General features: G+C 64.7%; 27 protein-coding genes. 14 read left to right on the top strand and 13 right to left on the bottom strand.

Going from position 1 to position 22,034, the window contains the following annotated elements; genetic code table 11:
- Positions 1-220 precede the first annotated feature (220 nt).
- The 4 genes from AC3XQU_RS13465 to ubiA are packed head-to-tail and all read right to left on the bottom strand — an operon-like array spanning position 221 to position 2,139.
- Complete coding sequence (locus tag AC3XQU_RS13465; protein ID WP_489874666.1) at positions 221-523, bottom strand: hypothetical protein; 303 nt, start codon at positions 521-523, stop codon at positions 221-223.
- Complete coding sequence (locus tag AC3XQU_RS13460) at positions 513-890, bottom strand: phage holin family protein (protein ID WP_489874665.1); 378 nt, start codon at positions 888-890, stop codon at positions 513-515. The genes AC3XQU_RS13465 and AC3XQU_RS13460 overlap by 11 nt, the downstream gene beginning before the upstream one ends.
- A gap of 16 nt (positions 891-906) precedes the next feature.
- A complete protein-coding gene (locus AC3XQU_RS13455; RefSeq protein WP_489874664.1) occupies positions 907-1,227 on the bottom strand; it encodes an ElaB/YgaM/YqjD family protein in 321 nt (106 codons plus the stop codon).
- Between the two features lie 57 nt (positions 1,228-1,284).
- Positions 1,285-2,139 (bottom strand): 4-hydroxybenzoate octaprenyltransferase, encoded by an 855-nt coding sequence (gene ubiA, locus AC3XQU_RS13450; RefSeq protein WP_489874663.1) that lies wholly within the window; start codon positions 2,137-2,139, stop codon positions 1,285-1,287.
- A gap of 246 nt (positions 2,140-2,385) precedes the next feature.
- Between ubiA and AC3XQU_RS13445 the strand changes: the two genes are divergently transcribed.
- The 3 genes from AC3XQU_RS13445 to AC3XQU_RS13435 all read left to right on the top strand — a co-directional run bounded on the left by AC3XQU_RS13445 (position 2,386) and on the right by AC3XQU_RS13435 (position 5,018).
- On the top strand, positions 2,386-3,888 hold the full coding sequence (locus tag AC3XQU_RS13445) for a PhoX family protein (protein WP_489874662.1): 1,503 nt from the start codon (positions 2,386-2,388) through the stop codon (positions 3,886-3,888).
- A gap of 30 nt (positions 3,889-3,918) precedes the next feature.
- Positions 3,919-4,485 (top strand): PEP-CTERM sorting domain-containing protein, encoded by a 567-nt coding sequence (locus tag AC3XQU_RS13440; RefSeq protein ID WP_489874661.1) that lies wholly within the window; start codon positions 3,919-3,921, stop codon positions 4,483-4,485.
- Positions 4,486-4,559: 74 nt separating this feature from the next.
- The gene (locus AC3XQU_RS13435; protein WP_489874660.1) at positions 4,560-5,018 is read left to right on the top strand and encodes a YaiI/YqxD family protein; all 459 of its coding nucleotides are present in this window, start codon (positions 4,560-4,562) and stop codon (positions 5,016-5,018) included.
- A gap of 88 nt (positions 5,019-5,106) precedes the next feature.
- Here AC3XQU_RS13435 and AC3XQU_RS13430 read toward each other — a convergent pair whose 3' ends face one another.
- The 3 genes from AC3XQU_RS13430 to AC3XQU_RS13420 form a co-directional block, all read right to left on the bottom strand.
- On the bottom strand, positions 5,107-6,060 hold the full coding sequence (locus AC3XQU_RS13430) for an IS1595 family transposase (RefSeq protein ID WP_489874659.1): 954 nt from the start codon (positions 6,058-6,060) through the stop codon (positions 5,107-5,109).
- Between the two features lie 133 nt (positions 6,061-6,193).
- Positions 6,194-7,165: a PEP-CTERM sorting domain-containing protein gene (locus AC3XQU_RS13425; protein WP_489874658.1), complete on the bottom strand. Its 972-nt coding sequence runs from the start codon at positions 7,163-7,165 to the stop codon at positions 6,194-6,196.
- A 190-nt stretch (positions 7,166-7,355) separates the two neighbouring features.
- Complete coding sequence (locus AC3XQU_RS13420; protein ID WP_489874657.1) at positions 7,356-8,297, bottom strand: hydrogen peroxide-inducible genes activator; 942 nt, start codon at positions 8,295-8,297, stop codon at positions 7,356-7,358.
- 156 nt (positions 8,298-8,453) lie between these two features.
- Between AC3XQU_RS13420 and AC3XQU_RS13415 the strand changes: the two genes are divergently transcribed.
- Both AC3XQU_RS13415 and AC3XQU_RS13410 read left to right on the top strand, forming a co-directional pair.
- The gene (locus AC3XQU_RS13415) at positions 8,454-9,638 is read left to right on the top strand and encodes a PilT/PilU family type 4a pilus ATPase (RefSeq protein WP_489874656.1); all 1,185 of its coding nucleotides are present in this window, start codon (positions 8,454-8,456) and stop codon (positions 9,636-9,638) included.
- Positions 9,639-9,644: 6 nt separating this feature from the next.
- On the top strand, positions 9,645-10,118 hold the full coding sequence (locus tag AC3XQU_RS13410) for an adenylyltransferase/cytidyltransferase family protein (RefSeq protein WP_489874655.1): 474 nt from the start codon (positions 9,645-9,647) through the stop codon (positions 10,116-10,118).
- 35 nt (positions 10,119-10,153) lie between these two features.
- Here AC3XQU_RS13410 and AC3XQU_RS13405 read toward each other — a convergent pair whose 3' ends face one another.
- From AC3XQU_RS13405 to AC3XQU_RS13385, 5 genes are all read right to left on the bottom strand, one after another.
- Positions 10,154-10,354, bottom strand: a complete 201-nt coding sequence (locus AC3XQU_RS13405; RefSeq protein WP_489874654.1) for a hypothetical protein — start codon at positions 10,352-10,354, stop codon at positions 10,154-10,156.
- Between the two features lie 34 nt (positions 10,355-10,388).
- Positions 10,389-11,024, bottom strand: coding sequence for a class I SAM-dependent rRNA methyltransferase (locus tag AC3XQU_RS13400; protein WP_489874653.1), 636 nt, complete (start codon positions 11,022-11,024; stop codon positions 10,389-10,391).
- 81 nt (positions 11,025-11,105) lie between these two features.
- Positions 11,106-11,669 carry a PEP-CTERM sorting domain-containing protein gene (locus AC3XQU_RS13395; protein ID WP_489874652.1) on the bottom strand — a complete coding sequence of 188 codons (564 nt, stop codon included), beginning with the start codon at positions 11,667-11,669 and terminating at the stop codon, positions 11,106-11,108.
- Between the two features lie 167 nt (positions 11,670-11,836).
- Positions 11,837-12,307, bottom strand: a complete 471-nt coding sequence (gene trmL / locus AC3XQU_RS13390) for a tRNA (uridine(34)/cytosine(34)/5-carboxymethylaminomethyluridine(34)-2'-O)-methyltransferase TrmL (protein WP_489874651.1) — start codon at positions 12,305-12,307, stop codon at positions 11,837-11,839.
- A gap of 22 nt (positions 12,308-12,329) precedes the next feature.
- Positions 12,330-13,085, bottom strand: coding sequence for a double zinc ribbon domain-containing protein (locus AC3XQU_RS13385; protein ID WP_489874650.1), 756 nt, complete (start codon positions 13,083-13,085; stop codon positions 12,330-12,332).
- 86 nt (positions 13,086-13,171) lie between these two features.
- Here AC3XQU_RS13385 and AC3XQU_RS13380 point away from each other — a divergent pair, with 86 nt between their 5' ends.
- The 6 genes from AC3XQU_RS13380 (at position 13,172) to AC3XQU_RS13355 (ending at position 19,166) form a co-directional block, all read left to right on the top strand.
- Positions 13,172-14,101, top strand: a complete 930-nt coding sequence (locus AC3XQU_RS13380; protein WP_489874649.1) for a methyltransferase domain-containing protein — start codon at positions 13,172-13,174, stop codon at positions 14,099-14,101.
- Positions 14,102-14,439: 338 nt separating this feature from the next.
- The gene (coxB, locus tag AC3XQU_RS13375) at positions 14,440-15,627 is read left to right on the top strand and encodes a cytochrome c oxidase subunit II (protein WP_489874648.1); all 1,188 of its coding nucleotides are present in this window, start codon (positions 14,440-14,442) and stop codon (positions 15,625-15,627) included.
- A gap of 30 nt (positions 15,628-15,657) precedes the next feature.
- Positions 15,658-17,259: a cytochrome c oxidase subunit I gene (gene ctaD / locus AC3XQU_RS13370; protein WP_489874647.1), complete on the top strand. Its 1,602-nt coding sequence runs from the start codon at positions 15,658-15,660 to the stop codon at positions 17,257-17,259.
- Positions 17,260-17,373: 114 nt separating this feature from the next.
- Positions 17,374-17,955 (top strand): cytochrome c oxidase assembly protein, encoded by a 582-nt coding sequence (locus AC3XQU_RS13365; RefSeq protein ID WP_489874646.1) that lies wholly within the window; start codon positions 17,374-17,376, stop codon positions 17,953-17,955.
- Between the two features lie 2 nt (positions 17,956-17,957).
- Positions 17,958-18,164: a DUF2970 domain-containing protein gene (locus AC3XQU_RS13360; protein ID WP_489874645.1), complete on the top strand. Its 207-nt coding sequence runs from the start codon at positions 17,958-17,960 to the stop codon at positions 18,162-18,164.
- Positions 18,165-18,308: 144 nt separating this feature from the next.
- Positions 18,309-19,166 (top strand): cytochrome c oxidase subunit 3, encoded by an 858-nt coding sequence (locus AC3XQU_RS13355; protein ID WP_489874644.1) that lies wholly within the window; start codon positions 18,309-18,311, stop codon positions 19,164-19,166.
- Positions 19,167-19,268: 102 nt separating this feature from the next.
- On the opposite strand, the gene AC3XQU_RS13350 is transcribed toward AC3XQU_RS13355, so the two are convergent.
- On the bottom strand, positions 19,269-19,469 hold the full coding sequence (locus AC3XQU_RS13350; RefSeq protein ID WP_231059415.1) for a twin transmembrane helix small protein: 201 nt from the start codon (positions 19,467-19,469) through the stop codon (positions 19,269-19,271).
- A 33-nt stretch (positions 19,470-19,502) separates the two neighbouring features.
- Between AC3XQU_RS13350 and AC3XQU_RS13345 the strand changes: the two genes are divergently transcribed.
- The 3 genes from AC3XQU_RS13345 to AC3XQU_RS13335 are packed head-to-tail and all read left to right on the top strand — an operon-like array spanning position 19,503 to position 21,979.
- Positions 19,503-20,246, top strand: coding sequence for an SURF1 family protein (locus AC3XQU_RS13345; protein ID WP_489874643.1), 744 nt, complete (start codon positions 19,503-19,505; stop codon positions 20,244-20,246).
- On the top strand, positions 20,218-20,838 hold the full coding sequence (locus AC3XQU_RS13340; protein WP_489874642.1) for an SCO family protein: 621 nt from the start codon (positions 20,218-20,220) through the stop codon (positions 20,836-20,838). Before AC3XQU_RS13345 ends, AC3XQU_RS13340 begins: the two co-directional genes overlap by 29 nt.
- Before the next feature lie 16 nt (positions 20,839-20,854).
- Positions 20,855-21,979, top strand: coding sequence for a COX15/CtaA family protein (locus AC3XQU_RS13335; RefSeq protein WP_489874641.1), 1,125 nt, complete (start codon positions 20,855-20,857; stop codon positions 21,977-21,979).
- Positions 21,980-22,034: the final 55 nt, after the last annotated feature.

The raw sequence follows: 22,034 nt of genomic DNA, 5'->3' as shown, positions 1-22,034 counted from the left end.
GATGCTCAGCTGGAACACGGCATTTCCGTGGTGCCGCCTGATGAGTATTCCTTTTGGGAGATCAAGAGGTCAAACGTGCATACATACGTCTCGAAAATATTTTTACAAATGGCAAAAATTGTCGTATTTGCACCAATACGCAATTGTGCGGGCGAACTGATGTGTTAGGCGGGGGAGTGCAGCAGGAGGGGAGCGCCCCGTCGAGGACGGGGCGGGTGCGTCAGTGAATCTCGAAGCCTTTCCAGCGCAGGATCGGCAGCAGGCGCTGGGCCAGCTGGTAGGCCGACACGGCGCCGGTGGCGATGCCGACCGCCCATTTCGGCTTGACGATGAACAGGCCGGCCGCCACGCCGGCAGCCACCAGCGCGGTCTTGCGGTGCCGGATCAGTACTGCCGGCACCACGCCCAGCGTCGCGGGCGAGGCCAGCGCGGCGTATTCGTAAGCCACCTGCGCGCGCTGGTCGGCGCAGCGTTCCACCAGCGCTGCGCGGCGCGCGGCCAGCGTATTGGCGTCAGCCTTCATGGAGGGATTCTCCCTTGAGCGAACCGGCATCCTTGCGCAGCTCGGCCAGGGTCGCCGCCATCACGGGCGGGCGCGCCTTGAGGCCGGCGCGCAGCCGGGAGACGGCGAACAGGCTGCCCAGCGCGAACAAAGCGGTCATGCCGCCGACCGCCAGCAGGCGGTGGCTGTCCCAGAACAGCACCAGCACGAACAGCACGGCGAGCAGCAGGCCGACGAAGGCCAGCAGCGCCGCGGTCAGCGCCCAGGCCAGGTAGCCGAACAGGCGCCGCGTCTCTTCCTGCAGCTCGATGGCCGCCAGTTCGAGCCGCGTGCGCAGCAGATCCAGTGTGCTGGCGCCGAGCGCCTTGACGTTCGCGATGAGGCTCATGCGCGCCGTCCCGGGATCAGCGGCGAGCGATCAAGAGGCCGATGACGACGCCGACGGCGGCGCCCAGGCCCACCGACTTCCATGGATTCTCGTGCACGTATTCGTCGGTGACCTTGGCGGCCTCCCTGGTCTTCTCGACCACGGTCTGCTGGTATTCGCCCAGGCTTTCCTTGGCGCCGGCCAGGGTCTGTTCGAACTTGGCCTTGGCGGCCTTGAGCTCGTCGCCGGTCAGGTGGCCGCCATTGCGCAGCCAGGCTTCGGCGTCCTGGATCACGGTCTTCAGGTCCGACAGCAGCTGGTCACGGGTGCCGGTTTGGGTAGGGATCTTTTCCATCATGATGACGAGCCTCGCTTAGGTAAGTGGATGCGGTGAATGAATGCCTTTTGTGCAATATTACCTGAATGTATAGTCGAGTGCGACACCTGCGAACAGTGCGGCGCCCAGCCAGTTGTTGTGGCGGAAGGCCTTGAAGCAATCCATGCGCTCGCGCCGGCGGATCAGGGTGTAGTGGTAGAGCGCCAGGGCGGCCGCCACCACGACCCCGGCCACGAACCACCAGCGCAGCCCGAGGTACCAGCCGCATACCAGGTCGATCGCCAGCGCGGCGCCATAGCAGAGCATGACGGCGGCGACGTCGAAGCGTCCGAAGGTGATGGCCGAGGTGCGGATGCCGATCTTCAGGTCGTCGTCGCGGTCGACCATCGCGTACTCGGTGTCGTAGGCCACCGCCCAGAACACGTTGGCCACCAGCAGCCACCAGGCCACGGCCGGCACCGTGTTCTGCACGGCGGCGAAGGCCATCGGGATGCCGAAGCCGAAGGCGATGCCCAGGTAGGCCTGGGGGATCGCAAAGAAGCGCTTGAACCAGGGATAGGTGCCCGCCACGATCAGGGCCGCGACCGACAGCTGCTTGGTCAGCGTGTTCAGCGGCAGGATCAACAGGAAGGCCAGCAGCGACAGCACGGCCGCCACCATCACCGCTTCCCAGCCGCGGATCTTGCCGCTGGTAAGCGGCCGCTCGGCCGTGCGCTTGACATGCTTGTCGAAGTCGCGGTCGGCGTAGTCGTTGATGGCGCAGCCGGCGGAGCGCATCAAGGCCGTGCCGAGCACGAAGATCAGCAGCACCAGGGGGGCGGGCACGCCGCTCGACGCCATCCACAGCGCCCACAGGGTAGGCCAGAGCAGCAGCAGGATGCCGACCGGCTTGTCGGCCCGCACCAGGCGGAAATAGAGCGCCAGCTTGTTCATTGATTCCTTGTCTTGGCGTGCAAGAACTGTTGAGCAGAAGACAGCGATTCTAAAGCCTTTGTCCCGCTTGCGCGCCGCCGGGCGCATCCCGGCCATTCCCCCGGTCGATCCAGCCGTTCCGGCAATGTTGCCATTTTGTTGTCATGGAACGGACATCTTCGTTTGTTTTAATGCATCGGCGCACCCTGCAACCGCCGGGCAGATCGATCCGCCGTCCGGCTCCCTCACCCTTTGGAGAAGCCCAGCATGACTGACACGCATACCTCGCCGCAACGCCGCAACCTGCTCAAGGGCCTGGCCGGCTCCGCCGCGCTGCCTTTCGTCGGCGCCTTTGCCGCGCTGCAAGCGCAACAGGCGAGCGCCGCCAACGGCGCCACCACCCTGGTTGCCAGCCCTTACGGCCCAATCGCACCCACCAACGACATCACCACCGGCCTGCCGCTGCTGCAGCTGCCGGCCGGCTTTACCTACAAGAGCTTCGGCTGGCGCGGCGACCTGATGACCGACGGTAAAACCTGCCCGGGCGGCCACGACGGCATGGGCGTGGTGCTGACGCGCAAGGTCGGCCGCAGCACCGAACTGGTGCTGGTGCGTAACCACGAACTCGGCGGCACCGCGCCGGTCAACTTCCTGAACGCGCCCGGCGTGTTCGACAACGGCGCGGTGAGCAGCGGCAGCACCAACAAGTTCGGCGGCGGCACCACCAATCTGCTGTTCCGCGACGGTAACTGGGTCAGCATGACCCCGAGCCTGGGCGGCACCCAGACCAACTGCGCCGGCGGCATCACGCCCTGGGGCACCTGGCTCACCTGCGAAGAGGTCAGCTCGGACGCGGTCAGCGCCTCGGGCAAGAAGCACGGCTACGTGTTCGAAGTGCACTCGGACCCGGCCTTGACCACCGGCCAGCCGATCATCGGCATGGGCCGCTTCGGCCACGAGGCCGCGGCCGTCGATCCGCTCACCGGCATCGTCTACCAGACCGAGGATTCGGGCGGCAAGTCGGGCTTCTACCGCTACGTGCCGGACATCCGCACGGGTGCGCCGGGCACGCTGGCGATGGGCGGCGTGCTGCAGATGGCCAAGGTCAAGGGCGTCAACAACGTCAACCTGGCCAATGTCCCGGTCGACGCGAAATACGAGCTGGAGTGGGTCGATATCGCCAACCCGGACGCCAACCGCGGCGACGCCACCGGTCCGAGCGGCGTGCGCATCACCAATGCCGCCGGCCCCTTCGTGCAGGGCTGGCTGCAGGGCGCGGCGCGCATGAACCGCGGCGAAGGCATCTGGTATGCGCAGGGCAAGATGTACGTGATGGACACCTCCGGCGGCGCCGTGCAGCGCGGCAGCATCTGGGAGCTGGACCTGGCCAGCCAGGTGCTCACCTGCATCTACTCGAGCCCGAGCCAGCTGGTGGGGAACATGGGCGACAACCTGACCGTCAGCCCGCGCAACGCCATCCTGATCTGCGAAGACGCCTCGACCGCCGCCACCGACTCCTTCGGTTTCGGCCAGCGCCTGATGGGCCTGACCGGCCTGGGCGACGCCTACATCTTCGCCAAGAACAACATCAACCTGACCGCCAACCAGCTGCAGACCGCCGGCAAGCTGGCCTCGCTCGCGGGCGACCAGCGCGCCAACGAATTCGCCGGCGCCTGCTTCGACCCGACCGGGCGCTACCTGTTCGTGAACATCCAGACGCCGGGCGTGACCTTCGCCATTACCGGTCCGTGGGCCAAGGGTCCGCTGTAATTCAATTAAATTAATCGATAGGGGAACTTCATGAATTTCACTAAACTTTTCGGCGGCCTGGCCGCGCTGGTCCTGTCCGTGTCCGCCCAGGCAGCGCTGCTGACCGGCACGACGGGTTCGAATACCGTCACCGACTACAGCAGCGCCGGCGTCGTCTCCTTCGACCTCGACCTGCAGGACTTTTCCACCACGACCCTGGGCTTCGTGCTCGAGCAGGGCGACCTGGCCGGCCCCTTGAGCTTCAACGCCCTGGTGCGCAACCTGGCCGGGGCCGGCCTGGACCGGTTTACCTTCAGCCTGCAGGGCGTCCGCTTTGCCGGCGCCGGCAGCGTCACGCCGGCCTTCGGCACGCTCGGCACGGTCCAGGCGGGCGAGCTCGCGGCGGCGATCAGCTTCGCCACGCCGGAATATGCCGAGTTCCAGTTCGGGAACGTGCTGGGCGGCGGCCAGGACTGGCTGCTCGATACGGCCGGCCTGCGCGTGGGCGACGCCTTCACCATCACGGCCAGCGTGCCCGAGCCGTCGACGACCATGCTGATGCTGCCGATGCTGTGCCTGGCCGGCCTGCTGGCGGCGCGCCGCCGCCGGGACGATTGATCGCATCGTTCGCTCGTGCGACAGGGAAGGGGTTGCCGTACAATCGACAGCCGACAACCTCTTCCATTTTCATCATGCACATCTGGGTCGATGCCGATGCCTGTCCCGGCGTCATCAAGGACATCCTGTTTCGCGTTGCCGAGCGTACGCAGATCAACGTGACGCTGGTCGCCAACCAGCTGATCCGCGTGCCGGGCTCGCGCTTCATCCGCGCGCTGCAGGTGCCGAGCGGCGCCGACGTGGCCGATGCCGAGATCGTCGAGCGCGTGCGTAGCGGCGACATCGTCGTGACCGGCGACATTCCGCTGGCGGCGCTGGTGCTGGACAAGGGCGGGCTGCCGCTCAACCCGCGCGGCGAGTGGTACACCAAGGATACGATCGCCCAGCAATTGACCATGCGCGCCTTCATGGAAGAGCTGCGCGGCAGCGGCGTCGATACCGGCGGGCCGGCCGCCTTCAGCCAGGCCGACAGCCGCAATTTCGCCAACGCGCTCGACCGCCAGCTGGCGCGGGTGCGCGCGGCCGGCAACTGAGCGGTCGGGTACTGTCGAGGTCGGAAAATCTTACAGTGGCTGTGGGCGCCGGCCGACCTGCGCCAGCAAGAAAACGGCGCTGTCCTCGTTATGTGTGGAAGATGCCCAGCGCCGCTCGCAGCAGCCGCTCTGCTGAAGTAATCCGCTCGCCATCGAGTGCCCAGCGCCAGCCCAGGTAGTTGGACAGGTAGCGGGAGGCAACGCCATGGAAACGGGTGAGCCATTGGCGAAAACGCTGGTGGTAGGAATTGACGTTCTGAACATGGACGACGCCGCGCACCCGTTCGCCAAGTCGCAGATTCACGAAAGCGTGAGCAATGCCTGCTTCGCGCGCAAAAGCCCGGTAGGCGCGATGCCCATCGGTCACTAGGAGCACATCCTTGTCGAGCCTGGCGCCGAGGTGACGGTGCAACTGCCGTTTGGTCACTGCAGCGCGGCCCGTGATGAAGTCGAGCGTCTGCCCGGTGCGGTCGCGCGCCACCAGGATGCAGACGTGTTCGTGCGTGATCCCGCGCGTGGAGGCAACCCCACCGCGTCGCCGCGCAGGCCGGTCCAGGGTGCGTGAACCCTTTTGCGACTCCAGTAAAAACATTTCATCGGCTTCGGCAATGCCCGTCAGGCGCTCGGCCCGGTCGTGCTTGGCCAATGCAAGAAAACGGTGGCGCCAGCGAAAGCTGGTGTTGCGGTGTACGCCGACTGCCTTGGCGGCCGCGCGCACGCTTTGCGTCTCGAGCATCCTTTCAAGGTAGTCAAGCCACTTGGCGCGATGGCGCAATCGCGACAAGGGCGTGCCGCTCAGCGCACTGAAGGTTCTGCGGCAAGCGCGGCAGCGGTAACGCTGGATGCCGCGGGTAAAGCCATGGCGGTAGGACTTGTCGGCCCTGCAAGCCGGGCAGCATGGCTTGGGCTGGGCTTGCGCAATTGCCGCGCAGACGCGCTCGAACCCGATTGCAGGTTGCAAGGCGTCCAGCAGTTGGCCTCGCTGGCGGCGCGTCAGCGAGGGCAGTTTCTTCAGCCACCTGCTAAACCCTGTCCCGTTCATATCCCATCCAACGCTCGATCAGACGGGAGGTTGGACTTCGCAAGAACTCAACAGTTCAATTTCTACACCTTGCGGTGACAGCGCCAAGAAAAAGGAGCCCCGCGAGGCTCCTTTGTCGTATGCACCGGACGAGTCAGCTGCGCGACTTGCGGGCGAACATGCCGGCTGCAACGAAGCCCATCAGCATGAGCGGCAGGGTTGCCGGCTCGGGAATCTGGTTGGGACCGGCGACGTTGCAATCGCTGCAGATCCAGAGCGCTTCGGAACCACCGTTGTTGCCCGTATAGCGGACGTCGAGCGACAGGAAGTAGTTTCCATTGACGAGGTTATACACGGCGTCGCTCAGGGTCTGGTTGAACGCGGCAAACTCCGCAACGCTGGTGCTCAGGTTGTTTTCAACGTAATAGCCTTGCGGGCCGCAGGAATTGGCATTGGACGCCGTGCCGATGTTATACGACACCCCCGTGGTCTTGTTCACGCAGAAATTGGCTGCCACCGGCAGGTAGTTCGCGAGCGAGGCGGCGCTGCATCCGCTGCCCGTGCTGAGCTCGAAGCACAGGTCGTTGACGGTGTTGCCGGCGGCATCGATGATGCGGGCCTGGCCCCAGACATTGAGCCACTGGCTCATGCCCGAGCCTCGCTGGTTGTTATCGAACAGGAAGACCAGGTCGTTGCCGTCGAGGTAAGTGCGCAGCAGGCTAAGGGAAATTTCCCAAGTGTTTGCCCGATCGCCGGTGAACTGGCCTGCGGCATCCGTCATCACGTAGGTCGAGCTCTGGTTGCCCTCGGGCGTCACGAAAGGATCGTCGACCGGATCGCCCACATTGAAGGGCGGGGTGTTGTCCGGACCGTTCGACCCCACCAGCACGATCGCCTGGTCTGCAATCTGCCCTGGAGAAGACTGGACCGGCAGGCCGGAAGCGGGCAGGCAGCGTGGATCGCCGGCTGCCGCGCACTGCCGCAGCAGGTCGAGCGAATAGATGTTGAAGCCGTTATAAGTAGTAACCGACATTTCATTGGCGGCGGGCAAACTCAGCTGCGTAGCCTGTGCCGAACCTGCCAGAAGTGCCACACCGAAAAATAGACGACCGATGAACTGTTTCATGAAATCCCCCTTTAGTTATGAATGAAGCTCCAATGCTGTAAGCATAAAGCGGGCCATTCACAAAATAAGGCGTGGATTCAAGCGCTTATGAAAAATGGGTAATCAAAACCGGTAGTCATTGTAAATACTACCGACAGTCGGTCATTGCTATGGCGCTTGTATTTACGATTGATAAGCTTAAAAAGCAGCCTCAGGCAGCCACTTCCAGCCTGACCATTTCCACGCCCGGCAGCCGGCATTCGCCGACCGCGCGCGCCACCGCATCGATGGCCGCGCGCCGCGTGAAGCTCTTGCGCCAGACCAGCACGACACGGCGCGAGGGCGTCGGGTGGGCAAACGGCACATAGGTCAGCAGGCCGTGGGGATCGTGCATGTCGGCCACCGAGGCGCGCGGCAGCACGGTCAGGCCGATGCCGCTGGCCACCATGTGGCGGATGGTCTCGAGCGAAGAGCCCTCGAAGGTGCGCTGCATGCCGTTGCCCGGCGACGAATAGCGCGCCATCTCCGGGCACACTTCCAGCACCTGGTCGCGGAAGCAGTGGCCCGCGCCCAGCAGCAGCATGGTTTCCAGCTTCAGGTCGTCGGCCGGGATCTCCTTGCGGCCGGCCCAGGGGTGGGTGCGCGGCATGGCCACCACGAAGGGCTCGTCGTACAGGGTCTGCATCGACATCCCGTGCTCCGGCAGCGGCAGCGCCACGATGGCGGCGTCGAGCTCGCCCTGGCGCAGCAGTTCCAGCAGCTTGTGGGTGAAATTTTCTTGCAGCACCAGGGGCATTTGGGGCACGGTGTCGATCAGGTTGCGCACCAGGGGCGGCAGCAGGTAGGGCCCGATGGTGTAGATCACGCCCAGGCGCAGCGGACCGGCGAGCGGGTCCTTGTTCTGCTTGGCCAGTTCCTTGATGGCGGCGGTCTGCTCCAGCACGCGCTCGGCCTGGGCCACGATCTGGGCGCCCAGCGGCGTCACCGAGACCTCGGAGCCCCCGCGCTCGAACAGCGTCACGCCCAGCTCGTCTTCGAGCTTCTTGATGGCGACGGACAGGGTGGGCTGGGCCACGAAGCAGGCTTCGGCGGCATGGCCGAAGTGGCGGGCGCGCGCAACGGCGACGATGTATTTCAGCTCGGTCAATGTCATAGGTATCGGTCCCAGGATGTTGCGGCCGTATTGACGTGCATCCTGACACAATGTTGGCTTTTAGTCAGCCAAGATTTTCATTCAGTGGGTATAGGTGAAATCATAGTCGATATAATTGCCCGGCAGGATTTTCGCCTGCGTTCTCGAGAGGTACCCATGTCTTCAACCTTCGGCCCGGCGGAAGCCCAGGCCTATATCCACAAGCTCCTGACGGTCATGCACCAGCAGGGCGGCTCCGACCTGTTCATCTCCAGCGATTTTCCGCCGAGCATGAAGCACCAGGGGGCCATGAAGCCGCTGAGCCAGCAGCGCCTGTCCGGCGAAGTCACGCGCGCACTCGCCCTGTCCTTGATGAACGAGCGCCAGCGCGCGGAATTCGAAGCCGAGATGGAATGCAATTTCGCGATCTCGCTGCCGGGCGTGTGCCGCTTCCGCGTCAACGTCTTCGTGCAGCAGCAAAGCGTGGGCATGGTGGTGCGCACCATCGCCTCCGAGATCCCGAACTTCGAGAAGCTCGACCTGCCCGAGGTGCTGAAAGATGTCGTGATGACCAAGCGCGGCCTGGTGCTGGTCGTCGGCGGCACCGGTTCGGGCAAGTCGACCACGCTGGCGGCCATGATCGACTACCGCAACAGCAATTCGGCCGGCCACATCATCACCGTGGAAGACCCGGTGGAGTACGTCCACAAGAACAAGAGCTGCCTGGTGACCCACCGCGAAGTCGGGGTCGACACGCATTCCTGGCACAACGCCCTGAAGAACACGCTGCGCCAGGCGCCGGACGTGATCCTGATCGGCGAGATCCGCGACACCGAAACCATGGAGCACGCGATCGCTTTTGCCGAGACCGGCCACCTGTGCCTGGGCACCCTGCACGCGAACAATGCCAACCAGACCCTGGACCGGATCATCAACTTCTTCCCGGAAGAGCGCCGCAACCAGCTGTTGATGGATTTGTCGTCGAACCTGCGCGCCGTGGTCTCGCAGCGCCTGGTGCGCACCGAGGACGGCAAGGGCCGCAAGGCCGCCATCGAGATCCTGCTCAACACCCCGACGATTTCGGAGATGATCCTGAAAGGGAACTTCCAGAACATCAAGGAGATCATGCACAAGTCGCGCGAGCTGGGCATGGTCACCTTCGACGGCGCGCTCTACGAGCTGTATAACAAGGGGCTGATCGGCTACGACGAGGCGATCCGCAACGCCGATTCGGCCAACGGCCTGCGCCTGCAGATCAAGCTCTCGGGCGAGCGCAAGGGGCCGGACGGCGGCGGGGGCAAGGCCACCGAGTTGTCGATGGCCGTGGAAGAAGAACCCGATCCAGATGCACCACCTACCTGAATATCCATGCCTTCATTTGAAAACAAGATCTGCACGCGCGCCGAACTGGCCCAGCGTATCGCCCACCTGCCCAAACCCGTGGTGCTGACCAACGGGGTATTCGACATTCTGCACCGCGGGCACGTGACCTACCTGGCGCAGGCGCGCGAACTGGGCGCCTCGCTGGTGGTGGCCGCCAATACCGATGCCTCGGTCAAGCGCCTGGGCAAGGGCGACGACCGGCCGCACAATACCCTGGCCGACCGCATGGCGGTGCTGGCCGCGCTGGAGTCGGTGAGCCTGGTGGTGGAGTTCGACGAGGACACGGCGCTGGAAGTGGTGCAAGAGGCGCGCCCCGAAATCTATGCCAAGGGCGGCGACTACGACATGACCGCGATTCCGGAAGGGCAGGCGGTGCTGGCCTATGGCGGGCGCGCCGTGGCAATCGATTTCGAGCACGAGCGCTCGACCACGAAACTGGTGGCGAAGATCCGCGGGTAAAACGCATCGGCCCGCCAGGGCGGGCCGATCGGCATTCAGGCCAGTGCTTCCTTGGCCGCTTCTTCGGGCGTCAAACCGTCGTAGAACTGGTCGGTGAACCATTCGACCTGTTCTTCGATATGGTCCTGGGCCTGCTTGACGGTGGCGCCGCCGGCAACGAGGAATCCCTCCACCTCGATGCACCAGTGGATGAACGCCAGCGTTTCTTCGTCGAGTGCTTCTTCTTTCTTGGCCATGTCGGCTCCTTGTCTGTTCTGGTGAACCGGCGCGTCAGCGCGGGTAGGTGAAGCCGGTGCGGATATCCATCGGCGCCAGGCGGTTTCCTTCGCGGACCATCAGCTTGCTTGGCGGCTCGTCGCCGGCCAGCGCGCCCGGCGTGACGGGCAAGCCTTCGCTCTTGCGCACCAGCGGGTCGCAGCGTTCGTACACATTGGCGCAGCCCGTGGCCTTCAGCAGGGCCTGCACGACCGGCACCTTCCACTGGTCGACGCCGCCGGCATTGAACTGGCACACCAGGTAGCCCGCGCGGCCGCCATAGCTGTGCACCAGCAGCCCCGGCAAGCCATCCTTTTCGCCATCGACGAGCAGGACCAGCGCCTGCGGGTCGGCGATGTCCAGCGCCACCGCGCGGCGCGCGATGGCGGACTGCACGCGGCGCTTGATCATGGCGTGGTCGACCGGCTCGTCTTCGCGCAGGGTCCAGACGCGGGCGGCGATCTGCGACTTGGCGTTGTAGGCGGCGCGGGCCAGGAACTGGCGCGAGGACGACTGCACGATCGCGGTGGCGCCGGGCTTGTTGCGCTCGGAGGGTTTGCCGTCGACCTTGTCGATGGCGGAGAGATAGATCCAGGGGTCGCCGGCCAGCAGGCCTTTTTCCTTACCCTGTTTGATGGTGATGATGAGCATGCGCGGCTTTCGTTTTCAAGCCGCGATGATACAGCAAGCCGCCATCACCCCCGGCAGCCCGCATGCCGCATGCCGCCCGCCTTAGCTGGCTTGGCTGCTGCGCCGCGCCCGCCACGCCAGTCCCAGCAGCCCCAGCCCGAACATGGTCCAGGTCTGCGGCTCCGGCACCGCCGCCATCATCGAGCTCATCGACAGCCGGGTGTCGCTGGTCCAGTAGAGGTGGCGCTCGACCGTCATGGACGGATTGAAGTCGTAGGCATAGTGCTGGTCGCCGGTCGTGATCAGGCGCCCGCCGCCGACCCAGCCTTCGGGGTCGCTGCCGTAGCTGCCGACGCTGAAGTTCAGGCCCTTGTCCTGCGAGAACGAGAAGCTGGTGGCGCCGCACTGGTAGTAGGCGTTGCTGGAGGAGGCGCAGGCGATGTAGTCGAGTTCGCCGACCACCAGGGACACCAGCTCCTCCCTGGCCAGCAGGCCGTCGCCGTTGAGGTCGTCGCCGCGGAACGAGCCGCTGATGACTTCCTGCGGCAGGAAGCTGTCGGTGACGCTGTCGTAGAAACCGTTGAAGGAAAAACCCCAGGAGATGGGATCGGCGTGGGCCGCGGTGCAGCAGAGCGCCAGGACGGCGCTTGGGAGAAGCTTCTTCATGTATTACCTCGAACAGGTGCAGGGTGCAGCGATGGAACCGATGCATTCAGCCTACTCCTGCGCGGTCGATATGGTCGCGTTACGGTGCAAATATTTCCATAATGTGTCGCCGGCCAGCCACAGTAATGTAACATTGCTGTTAGGCACGTTCGAGGTAGACAGCGAGCTCAGGCGCCGCCGAGATAGCCGTTCTGGCGCCAGGCTTCATAGACCACCACGGCCACCGTATTCGACAGGTTGAGGCTGCGGTTGTCCGGCATCATCGGCAGGCGGATGCGCTGCGCCGGGTCGAAGCTGTTGCGCAGCGCCGGATCCAGGCCGCGCGATTCGGGACCGAACACGAACACGTCGCCCGGCCGGAATTGCGCGTTCGCGAAGGGCGAGGAGCCGTGGGTGGTCAGTGCGAACATGCGCGCGGGGTCGGGCCGCAGGTCGGCCAGGAAGGCATCCCAGTCCTTGTGCACCTTCATGGTGGCGTAGTCGTGGTAGTCCAGCCCGGCGCGGCGCATCTTGGCGTCGTCCAGCGGAAAGCCGAGCGGCTCGATCAGGTGCAGCTGCACGCCGGTATTGGCGCACAGGCGGATGACATTGCCGGTATTCGGCGGGATTTCTGGTTCGACCAGTACGACATGGAACAACGCGTTCTCCTTGGTTGGCATATCAGTGCGGTGGCGTGCGCGCGAACACGAAGTTCGTCACGCGCGCCGCGCCGGCCGCTTTGAGCACGCCGGCCAGTTCGTCGAGTGTATGGCCGCTGGTCATGACGTCGTCGACCACGCCGACGTGCAGGCCGTGCAGGCTGGCTTGCCCATCGCGCAGGGCAAAGGCCCCCCGTACGTTGCTGCGCCGCGCGCCCGGCGCCACGCCCGACTGGGCAGCCGTCTCGAGCACCCGTTCCACCAGCCGCGGCGCCAGCGCGACGCCCAGCGCCCGTGCCAGGGGCCGCGCCACCTCGAGCGCCTGGTTATAGCCCCGCTCGGCCAGGCGGCGCGGGCCCAGCGGCACCGGGCACAGCAGCGCGGGCAGGGCCAGGCCCTGGCAAGCCTGCGCCGCGTCGCCCAGCCGCCGCGCCATCCAGGGCGCCAGCGCCAGCCGGGCGCCGAATTTCAGTTGCAGCACCAGGCGGTCGGCTGGGGCCGTATAGTCGCAGGCGGCCACCGTGGCGTCGAAGGCCGGCGGGTCGGCCAGGCAGGCGCCGCAATGGCGTCCGGCATCCTGGACGCCGACCGGGTTGGCGCAGCAGGCACAGCGTGCGGCGCTGTCGTCGATATGCGCCAGCGCGCAGGCCGGGCAGACCGCCTCGTCCCCGGGCATGCTGCACAGCACGCAGCTCGATGGCAGCAGGCTGCGCAGCAGCGCGCCGGGCAGGGCGCGCGGCCAGCGCGGCAGGAAACGCAGGCCAGGGGGCAGGGGCATCGTCTGGGGCTTCGGCTCACGCATCGGTTGGGGCTCACGCAACCATGTACACTCCCGCCATTATCTCATTTGTCCGCTCCACAACCATGGCATCACCGCAACCCCCTTCCAAGATGAGCGCGCCGATCGACGGCGCGCGCGTGCGCCGGCTCTTTGCCCGGCCGGAACGCATCGCCCCTTCCGATTTCCTGCGCCGCGAGATCGCCGCGCGCATGCACGAGCGCCTGCAACTGGTCAAGATTGTCCCGAAACAGGTGCTCGATGCCGGCTGCGGCGCCGGGGCCGATTTGGCGCTGTTGCAGAAAACCTATCCGGCGGCCCAGATCCTGGGCATCGACGCCGTGCCCGCCATGGCCGCGCTGGCCAGTGCCGCACCTGGCTCGGCGCCGGGCATGCGTTCGCTCAACCAGATGCTCAGCCGCCTGTTGCCGGCCAAGGCCGGCGTCGATATCCTGTGCGGCGACTTCGCCAACCTGCCATTTGGCGTGAACTCGGTCGATTTGCTGTGGTCGAACCTGGCGCTGCACTGGCATCCCCAGCCGGATCGCGTGTTTGCCGAATGGCGCCGCCTGCTGCGGGTGGACGGCCTGCTGATGTTCTCGAGTTTCGGTCCGGATACATTTGCCGAACTGCGCACCGCCTTCGCCGCCATGGACGACACTCCCCACACGCTGCCTTTCGTGGACATGCACGACTTTGGCGACCAGCTGGTCGAAGCCGGGTTTTCCACCCCGGTGATGGATGTCGAGCGCATTACCGTCACCTACGACACGCCCGAGGCGCTGCTGGCCGACGTGCGCGCGCTGGGTGGCAACCCCCTCGACACGCGCCGGCGCAGCCTGGTGGGGCGGGCGGCCTGGGCACGGATGCGCGCTGCGCTCGAAGCGGGGCGGCGCCCGGATGGCAAGCTGGGCCTGAGTTTCGAAGTCATCTTCGGCCACGCTTTCCGCCCGGCGCCGAAGACCACGGCGGCCGGCGAAGCGATCGTGCGTTTCCAGCCGCGCAAGCCTCAATAACGTGCGGCAACAACACTGCCCGATTTTCCTTGAATAAAAATTACTGGTTTGATTATAATCAGTGGCTATTTTTATCGTCCAGACGCGAAAACCGCTGAAAAAAGCAGCAGAAGCGGCGATAAATAGAATGAACTACGAAATGAATTGCAGCATCCGCAGAGCCGCCGGCCTCTGGTGACGAAGGTGTCACCCGGGCCGGCGTATGGTTTTACCACCGCTTCGCAGCGCAATATCGCGGAAGGGGTGGCCTCTCTGCGGCATTGATTCGGAGCGGCGGCAGTTCGTTCATGGAATTGTCGACCGTTAAAAATATTTTATTTTGGGTGGTTGGGGACAACATGACATACGCAACGCGACTTGGGGCCTGGATGTTCGGGCTCGCAGCAACGGCCGGCATCCCAGCATGGGCGGCTCCGGAAATTACCGGCCGGCCGGTGGAACACCAGTTGAACATGCAGACCCCGGTGACCGCCGTCGGCGCCGACATCTACGACCTGCACAACTGGATGATGATCGTCTGCCTGGTCATTTTCGTCGGCGTGTTCGGTGTCATGTTCTATTCGGTGTTCAAGCACCGCAAGTCGCTCGGCCACAAGCCCGCCACCTTCCACGAATCCACCGCTGTCGAGATCGCCTGGACCATCGTCCCCTTCCTGATCGTCATCGGCATGGCGCTGCCGGCCACCAAGACCGTGGTCGCGCTGAAAGACACCTCGAACGCCGACATCACCATCAAGGCCACCGGCATGCAGTGGAAATGGGGCTACGACTACCTGAAAGGCGAGGGCGAGGGCATTTCCTTCCTGTCGAACCTGTCCACCCCGCGCGCCCAGATCGGCCTGCCAGGTGAGCCATCGACCGAAGCGCGCGGCGAGAACTACCTGCTGGAAGTCGACAACGAGATGGTCGTGCCAGTCGGCAAGAAGATTCGCATGGTCTTCACCGCCAACGACGTGATCCACGCCTGGACCATCCCGGCCTTCGGCATCAAGCAGGATGCCATCCCCGGCTTCGTGCGCGACGGCTGGTTCAAGGCCGACAAGATCGGCACCTACCGCGGCAATTGCGTCGAGCTGTGCGGCAAGGACCACGCCTTCATGCCGATCGTCGTGCGCGTCGTCTCGAACGAAGACTACGCCGCCTGGGTCGGGACCAAGAAAAAAGAAATGGCCGCGCTGGCCGACGACCCGACCAAGGTCTGGACCATCGACGAACTGAAAACCAAGGGCGAACAGGTCTACACTGCCAATTGCGTGGCCTGCCACCAGGCCAACGGCAAGGGCGTGCCGAACGCCTTCGCGCCGCTGGACGGCTCGGAACTGGTCAACGGTCCGAAGCATCCGCAGATCGACGTCCTGCTCAACGGCCAGGACACCCCGCGCTACGCCTCGGCCATGCCGGCCTGGAAGCAGCTGTCGGACACCGAGATCGCCGCAGTGATCACCTATACCCGCAACACCTGGTCGAACAAGGCTGCGGAAAATATCGTACAACCGGCAGAAGTGCTGGCTGCACGCAGCAAGTAAGTTAGCTCAGTTAGCTTCAGGGATATCGACATGACTACCAGCACCATCGATCACGCACACGACGATCACCACGGTCACGACCACGCACACGAGACGCCGACCGGCTACCGCCGCTGGCTGTTCGCCACCAACCACAAGGACATCGGTACCCTGTACCTGTGGTTCTCGTTCATCATGCTGCTCTCGGGCGGCGTGCTGGCGCTGATGATCCGCACCGAGCTGTACCAGCCGGGCCTGCAGTTCTTCCGTCCGGAGTTCTTCAACCAGCTCACCACCATGCACGGCCTGGTGATGGTGTTCGGCGCGATCATGCCGGCCTTCGTCGGCTTCGCCAACTGGATGATCCCGCTGCAGGTGGGCGCCTCGGACATGGCGTTCGCGCGCATGAACAACTTCTCGTTCTGGCTGCTGCCGCCGGCGGCGATCCTGCTGGCAGGCTCGTTCTTCTCGCCGGGCGGCGCCACCGCCGCCGGCTGGACGCTGTACGCACCGCTGTCGACCCAGATGGGGCCCGGCATGGACATGGCGATTTTCGCGATGCACATCATGGGCGCCTCGTCGATCATGGGCTCGATTAACATCATCGTCACCATCCTGAACATGCGCGCCCCCGGCATGACCCTGATGAAGATGCCGATGTTCTGCTGGACCTGGCTGATCACCGCCTTCCTCCTGATCGCCGTGATGCCGGTGCTGGCTGGCGCCATCACCATGACCCTGACCGACCGCCACTTCGGCACCTCGTTCTTCAACGCGGCCGGCGGCGGCGATCCGGTGATGTACCAGCACATCTTCTGGTTCTTCGGCCACCCCGAGGTCTACATCATGATTCTGCCGGCCTTCGGCATCGTCTCGCAGATCATCCCGGCCTTCGCCCGCAAGCCCCTGTTCGGCTACGCCTCGATGGTGTATGCAACCGCCTCGATCGCGATCCTGTCCTTCATCGTCTGGGCCCACCACATGTTCACCACCGGCATGCCGGTGACCTCGCAGCTGTTCTTCATGTACGCCACCATGCTCATCTCCGTGCCGACCGGCGTGAAGGTGTTCAACTGGGTCGCCACCATGTGGAAGGGCTCGATGACGTTTGAAACCCCGATGCTGTTCGCGGTCGGCTTCATCTTCGTGTTCACGATGGGCGGCTTCACCGGCCTGATCCTGGCCGTCACCCCGATCGACATCGTGGTGCACGACACCTACTACGTGGTGGCGCACTTCCACTACGTGCTGGTGGCGGGCTCGCTGTTCGCGCTGTTTGCCGGCTTCTACTACTGGGCGCCGAAGTGGACCGGCCACATGTATCCGGAAGGGCGCGGCAAGATGCACTTCTGGCTCTCGCTGATCACGTTCAACATCACCTTCTTCCCGATGCACTTCCTGGGCCTGGCCGGCATGCCGCGCCGTTACGCGGACTACGCGACCCAGTTCACCGACTTCAACATGATCGTCTCGATCGGCGCCTTCGGCTTCGGCCTGTCGCAGGTCTACTTCCTGTTCGCGGTGGTGCTGCCATGCATCCGTGGCGGCAAGAAGGCCGACGCCAAGCCATGGGAAGGCGCGGAAGGCCTGGAGTGGACCGTGCCGAGCCCGGCGCCGTTCCACACCTTCGAAACCCCGCCGCTGGTGAAGTAATCATGGGCCGCGACGCACGGAAAAAGAGCAACCTGAAGACCGCCCTGGTACTGGGCGGGATCGCGCTGTTCTTTTTCGCCAGCGTGATCGTCAAGTTCCTGATAATGGACTGACATGAGCGTACTGAGCAGCCGTATTCGCCGCCTGAACCGCTCCACGCTGGGGAAACTCGTCGTGGTGGCGGTCATGATGTTCGGCTTCGGTTATGCGCTGGTGCCGGTGTACCGCCAGATCTGCGAAGTGCTCGGCATTAACGTGCTCACGCAGAAGGGCGAGTTCGTCGCGGCGCCGGTCAATTCGCAGATCGACAAGACGCGCACCATCATCGTCGAGCTGGACGGCAACTCGCAGGGGCCGTGGCGCTTCCGCCCGACCACCCGCAGCATCGAAGTGCATCCGGGCGAGCTGGCCACCGTGACCTACGAGGTGGTCAACACGCAGGCCAGGGCGGTCAAGGCGCAGGCCATTCCGAGCTACGCCCCGCAGGTCGTCACGCCGCATTTCAAGAAGGTCGAATGCTTCTGCTTCCAGGAGCAGACCTTGCAGGCCAACGAGGCGCGCCAGATGCCGGTGGTGTTCTTCATCGACCCGGCCCTGCCGCGCGAGGTGAAGAACATCACGCTGTCGTACACTTTCTTCGAGATCGGCGGCGCGATGAAGGCGGCCGCGGCGCCCGCCAAAGGGGCGGTGCAGTAATGATGGAAAAGCCGCATAGGCGCAAGGCGAGTTTCCTTGCCACGATGAAGGCAGTGTTCTGGTCGTTCTTCGGCGTGCGCAAGCGCAGCGACTACGAACAGGATGCGGCCAACCTGAACCCGGTGCACGTGATCATTGCCGGGCTGATCGGGGCGGCGATTTTTATTGGGCTGATCGTGCTGGCGGTAAGGTTCGCGGTAGCGCAGTAAGTTGTAACGGAGTCGTCGCAGGTAGCGACATCGGTCCAGGCAACAAGGTCATCCCGGCCCCGGCCAGGATCCAGTGCCGGCATTAACGTTTTAGCGACACAAGAATCACCCGATAATTCAAAGAGTCAGATTGAGGAGATGAAGATGAGTTCGCCACATACCGTGCCACATTATTTCGTGCCAGGCCCTTCCAAGTGGCCTATGGCCGCAGGCATCTCGATGCTGGTGACCATGCTCGGCGCGTCCGCATGGGTCAACAGCGTGTCCTGGGGGCCGGCTGTCTGCCTGGTGGGCATTGCCGCAATGCTGGCCGTGCTGTATTTCTGGTTCGGCGACGCCATCGGCGAATCCGAATCCGGTATGTACAGCCGCAACATCGACGTGTCCTACCGCTGGTCGATGAGCTGGTTCATCTTCTCGGAAGTGATGTTCTTCGGCGCGTTCTTCGGCGCGCTGTTCTATGCCCGCGTCATTTCCATGCCGTGGCTGGCCGACCTGGACCACAAGTTCATCTGGCCGGACTATGCACCGACCTGGGGCAACGGCGGCCCGGCCGGCGTGACCGACAGCTTCCAGACCATGGGTCCGTTCCCGATCCCGACCATCAACACCGCGCTGCTGCTGCTCTCGGGCGTGACCTTGACCATCTCGCACCACGCGCTGCGCGAAGGCCACCGCGCCAAGACTGCGATCTGGCTTGCCGCTACCATCCTGCTGGGCGCGATCTTCATGGGCTTCCAGGTCTATGAATACATGCACGCCTACCAGGAACTGAACCTGAAGCTGACCTCGGGCATCTACGGCTCGACCTTCTTCATGCTGACCGGCTTCCACGGCTTCCACGTGACGATGGGCGCGATCATGCTGTCGGTGATCCTGTACCGCGTCCTGAAGGGGCATTTCACGGCGGACAACCACTTCGGCTTCGAAGGCGCGGCCTGGTACTGGCACTTTGTCGACGTCGTGTGGCTGGGGCTGTACGTGGTGGTGTACTGGCTGTAAAGCTGGGTGGCCGGGTCGGGCCCGGCCATTGATCGCTGCGGCATGCATGTCGAATCGCGTAGGTGGGCAAGGAACTTGCCCACCCTACGTCAAGAAGTTTTCTCAGCGTATCCCCGTCGGCGCGATCCACCCCATCTTGTAGGCCCCCAGCAGGCACAGGAACAAGGTGATCGACAGTCCGACCCGCATCGCCAGCGCATGCACGGTGCGGTTGCTCTGCCCCTTGTCGCGCATCAGGAAGAACAGGGCCGACCCCAGGCTGGCGAGGATCAGGATGAAAGCGATGGCAACGAGCAGTTTCATAGTTGGCAAGGGAAAGGTTGAGGCATCATTGTAATGCGGTTCGCGTTCCGTTTTCGCCCCATTCCCTTCATTGCCGCACTCGTTCTCGCCATCCTGGGTATTGTTCTGGGTAACTGGCAGGCGGGCAGGGCGGCCCAGAAGCAGGCCGTGCAGGAGCAGCTCGACGCCCGCGCCGCCGAAGCCCCGGTTGCGCTCGGCCCCGCCGTCACGCCCGCCGCAGGGCTCGCTTATCGCCGCGTCACCGTCACCGGCGAATTCGTCGGCAGGTGGCCGCTGTTCCTGGCCAACCGCCCGATGGCCGGCCGTCCCGGCTATTACCTCGTGATGCCGTTTAAAATAGCCGATGCGACGTCGAACGCGGGAACCCACGTGCTGGTGCTGCGCGGCTGGCTGCCGCGCGCGGCCGAATACGGCAAGCTCCCGGCTTTCGACACGCCCCGGGGAACGGTGACGATCGAAGGCACGGTGGTCGCAACCGCCGGCCAGGTGATGGACCTGGGCGACGCCGCGCCGCTGGCCCCGAACGCGATTGTCCAGAACATCGACCCGGCCGCCGCGGCCAGGGCCACCGGCCTGGCGCTGCAGCCCTTCTTCGTGCAGCAGACCGGGCCTGCGCAGCCGGGCGAGACCCTGCAGCGGGTCTGGCCGTCGCCTTCGGGCGGCATCGACAAGCACCGCGGCTATGCCTTCCAGTGGTATGCACTGGCGGCGATGGCCATCCTCTTCTTTGTGATTACAGGATTTCGTAGTGGAACAAGAAAATCTGAAGCAGGCTGACCCCGCGCAGGCGCGCAAGCGCAACCGCGGCCGCTGGAAGCTGTTCGCCGTGCTGATGGTGTGCGCGGCGCCCCTGATCCTGTCCTACCTGACCTATTACGTCATCAAGCCGACCGGCCGCACCAATTACGGCACCCTGATCGACCCGCGCCAGCACCCGATTCCCGCGATGGGCAGCACGACCCTCGACGGCCGTCCGGCAAAGCTCGAGCAGTACGCCGGCAAGTGGATCATGCTCAAGGTCGGCGGCGGCGAATGCCTGGACGCCTGCCAGAAGCAGCTGTTCGCGATGCGCCAATGGCGCCTGATGCAGGGCAAGAACATGGACCGGGTCGAGCGCGTCTGGCTCGTCACGGACGACCAGCCGCTCGACACCATGACCATCCGCCAGTACGACGGCATGCGCCTGCTGCGCGCGCCTGGCGGCGCGGTCGCCAGCTGGCTGCCGGCCGAGAGCGGCACCGTGCCGGCCGACCACATCTACCTGATCGACCCGCTGGGCAACCTGATGATGCGCTTCCCGGTCAATCCGGACCCGCGCAAGGTGTACAAGGACATCGCCAAGCTGCTCAAGGCCTCGGCCATCGGTTGAGCGGTCGGACTACACCATGCAAACCTCTACGCTGCTGCAACTGGCCCTGATGGGCGTGCTGGTCGCGACCCTGCCGCTGGCCATGGTCTGGATGTCGTCCGACGCCAACAAGTTCCGCAAGCTGGTCTGGATCGCGGTCTTCCTGACCTTCGACCTGATCGTGTTCGGGGCCTTTACCCGCCTGACCGATTCGGGCCTGGGCTGCCCGGACTGGCCGGGCTGCTACGGCATGGCCAACCCCTTCCTGGCGCACGAGCAGATCTCGGCCGCCGAAGCGGCCATGCCGACCGGGCCGGTCACCGTGGTCAAGGCCTGGATCGAGATGATCCACCGCTACCTGGCCATGGGCATCGGCGTGCTGATCATGGCGCTGCTGTTCACCGCGATCGTGCAATGGCGCAAAACGAAGGCGCAGGCCTTCAAGCCCGGCATTCCGCTGGCGCTGTTCGTGTTCGTCTGCATCCAGGGCGCCTTCGGCGCCTGGACCGTGACGCTCAAGCTGCAACCCATCATCGTGACCATCCACCTGCTGCTGGGCATGGGCCTGCTCGCGATGCTGGCCTGGCTGGGCGGGCGCGAAGACTACCTGCTGCATCCGCCGCCGCGCTCGAGCGCAGGGCAGGGCGGCGCCGCTGCGTTGCGCGGCATCCGCAGCCTGGCCCTCGCGGCCGCCGTGGTCGTCACCGTCCAGATCGCGCTCGGCGGGTGGGTGAGCACTAACTATGCAACCATGGCCTGCGACGAATTCCCGCTGTGCGACGGTCGCATGGTGCCGGAGATGGACTTCGAGCACGGCTTCCACCTGTGGCGCGAACTGGGCAAGACGGCGGCAGGGCAGTACCTGCCGTTCCCGGCCCTGGTCGCGATTCACTGGGTGCACCGCAATTTCGCCATCGTCGTCGTCGGCGTGCTCGGCCTGCTGGCCTGGCGCGCCTGGCGCCAGCCTTACCTGGCCAGGCACGCGCGCTGGCTGGCCATCCTGCTGGGGGTGCAACTCTTGAGCGGCATCGCCACCGTCTACCTGGACTTCCCGCTCGCCATTGCAGTAATGCATAACGCCGGGGCCGCCCTGCTGGTACTGCTGGTGACCATGTTAAACTACCGGGTGAAGTACCAGATTGAAGTGAACGGCGCGACCTGAACCGCGCGACGTGAACCGCGGCATGTGCCGCGCCCACGCCAGCCAGCACCCCATT

This window comes from Telluria sp. AZSoR62, from assembly GCF_058111565.1.
This window is presented reverse-complemented; position numbering and strand designations above follow the sequence as displayed.

Bases quoted from the DNA above. Each gene is read 5' to 3' on its own strand.
- AC3XQU_RS13460 (WP_489874665.1), bottom strand. From the start codon at position 890: ATGAGCCTCATCGCGAACGTCAAGGCGCTCGGCGCCAGCACACTGGAT.
- AC3XQU_RS13465 (WP_489874666.1), bottom strand. From the start codon at position 523: ATGAAGGCTGACGCCAATACGCTGGCCGCGCGCCGCGCAGCGCTGGTG.
- AC3XQU_RS13380 (WP_489874649.1), top strand. From the start codon at position 13,172: ATGGCATCACCGCAACCCCCTTCCAAGATGAGCGCGCCGATCGACGGC.
- AC3XQU_RS13365 (WP_489874646.1), top strand. From the start codon at position 17,374: ATGAGCGTACTGAGCAGCCGTATTCGCCGCCTGAACCGCTCCACGCTG.
- AC3XQU_RS13395 (WP_489874652.1), bottom strand. From the start codon at position 11,669: ATGAAGAAGCTTCTCCCAAGCGCCGTCCTGGCGCTCTGCTGCACCGCG.
- AC3XQU_RS13420 (WP_489874657.1), bottom strand. From the start codon at position 8,297: ATGACATTGACCGAGCTGAAATACATCGTCGCCGTTGCGCGCGCCCGC.
- ubiA (WP_489874663.1), bottom strand. From the start codon at position 2,139: ATGAACAAGCTGGCGCTCTATTTCCGCCTGGTGCGGGCCGACAAGCCG.
- coxB (WP_489874648.1), top strand. From the start codon at position 14,440: ATGACATACGCAACGCGACTTGGGGCCTGGATGTTCGGGCTCGCAGCA.
- AC3XQU_RS13400 (WP_489874653.1), bottom strand. From the start codon at position 11,024: ATGCTCATCATCACCATCAAACAGGGTAAGGAAAAAGGCCTGCTGGCC.
- AC3XQU_RS13415 (WP_489874656.1), top strand. From the start codon at position 8,454: ATGTCTTCAACCTTCGGCCCGGCGGAAGCCCAGGCCTATATCCACAAG.
- AC3XQU_RS13335 (WP_489874641.1), top strand. From the start codon at position 20,855: ATGCAAACCTCTACGCTGCTGCAACTGGCCCTGATGGGCGTGCTGGTC.
- AC3XQU_RS13385 (WP_489874650.1), bottom strand. From the start codon at position 13,085: ATGCCCCTGCCCCCTGGCCTGCGTTTCCTGCCGCGCTGGCCGCGCGCC.
- AC3XQU_RS13430 (WP_489874659.1), bottom strand. From the start codon at position 6,060: ATGAACGGGACAGGGTTTAGCAGGTGGCTGAAGAAACTGCCCTCGCTG.
- AC3XQU_RS13435 (WP_489874660.1), top strand. From the start codon at position 4,560: ATGCACATCTGGGTCGATGCCGATGCCTGTCCCGGCGTCATCAAGGAC.
- AC3XQU_RS13345 (WP_489874643.1), top strand. From the start codon at position 19,503: ATGCGGTTCGCGTTCCGTTTTCGCCCCATTCCCTTCATTGCCGCACTC.
- AC3XQU_RS13350 (WP_231059415.1), bottom strand. From the start codon at position 19,469: ATGAAACTGCTCGTTGCCATCGCTTTCATCCTGATCCTCGCCAGCCTG.
- AC3XQU_RS13360 (WP_489874645.1), top strand. From the start codon at position 17,958: ATGGAAAAGCCGCATAGGCGCAAGGCGAGTTTCCTTGCCACGATGAAG.
- AC3XQU_RS13410 (WP_489874655.1), top strand. From the start codon at position 9,645: ATGCCTTCATTTGAAAACAAGATCTGCACGCGCGCCGAACTGGCCCAG.
- ctaD (WP_489874647.1), top strand. From the start codon at position 15,658: ATGACTACCAGCACCATCGATCACGCACACGACGATCACCACGGTCAC.
- AC3XQU_RS13355 (WP_489874644.1), top strand. From the start codon at position 18,309: ATGAGTTCGCCACATACCGTGCCACATTATTTCGTGCCAGGCCCTTCC.
- AC3XQU_RS13440 (WP_489874661.1), top strand. From the start codon at position 3,919: ATGAATTTCACTAAACTTTTCGGCGGCCTGGCCGCGCTGGTCCTGTCC.
- AC3XQU_RS13425 (WP_489874658.1), bottom strand. From the start codon at position 7,165: ATGAAACAGTTCATCGGTCGTCTATTTTTCGGTGTGGCACTTCTGGCA.
- AC3XQU_RS13455 (WP_489874664.1), bottom strand. From the start codon at position 1,227: ATGATGGAAAAGATCCCTACCCAAACCGGCACCCGTGACCAGCTGCTG.
- AC3XQU_RS13405 (WP_489874654.1), bottom strand. From the start codon at position 10,354: ATGGCCAAGAAAGAAGAAGCACTCGACGAAGAAACGCTGGCGTTCATC.
- AC3XQU_RS13445 (WP_489874662.1), top strand. From the start codon at position 2,386: ATGACTGACACGCATACCTCGCCGCAACGCCGCAACCTGCTCAAGGGC.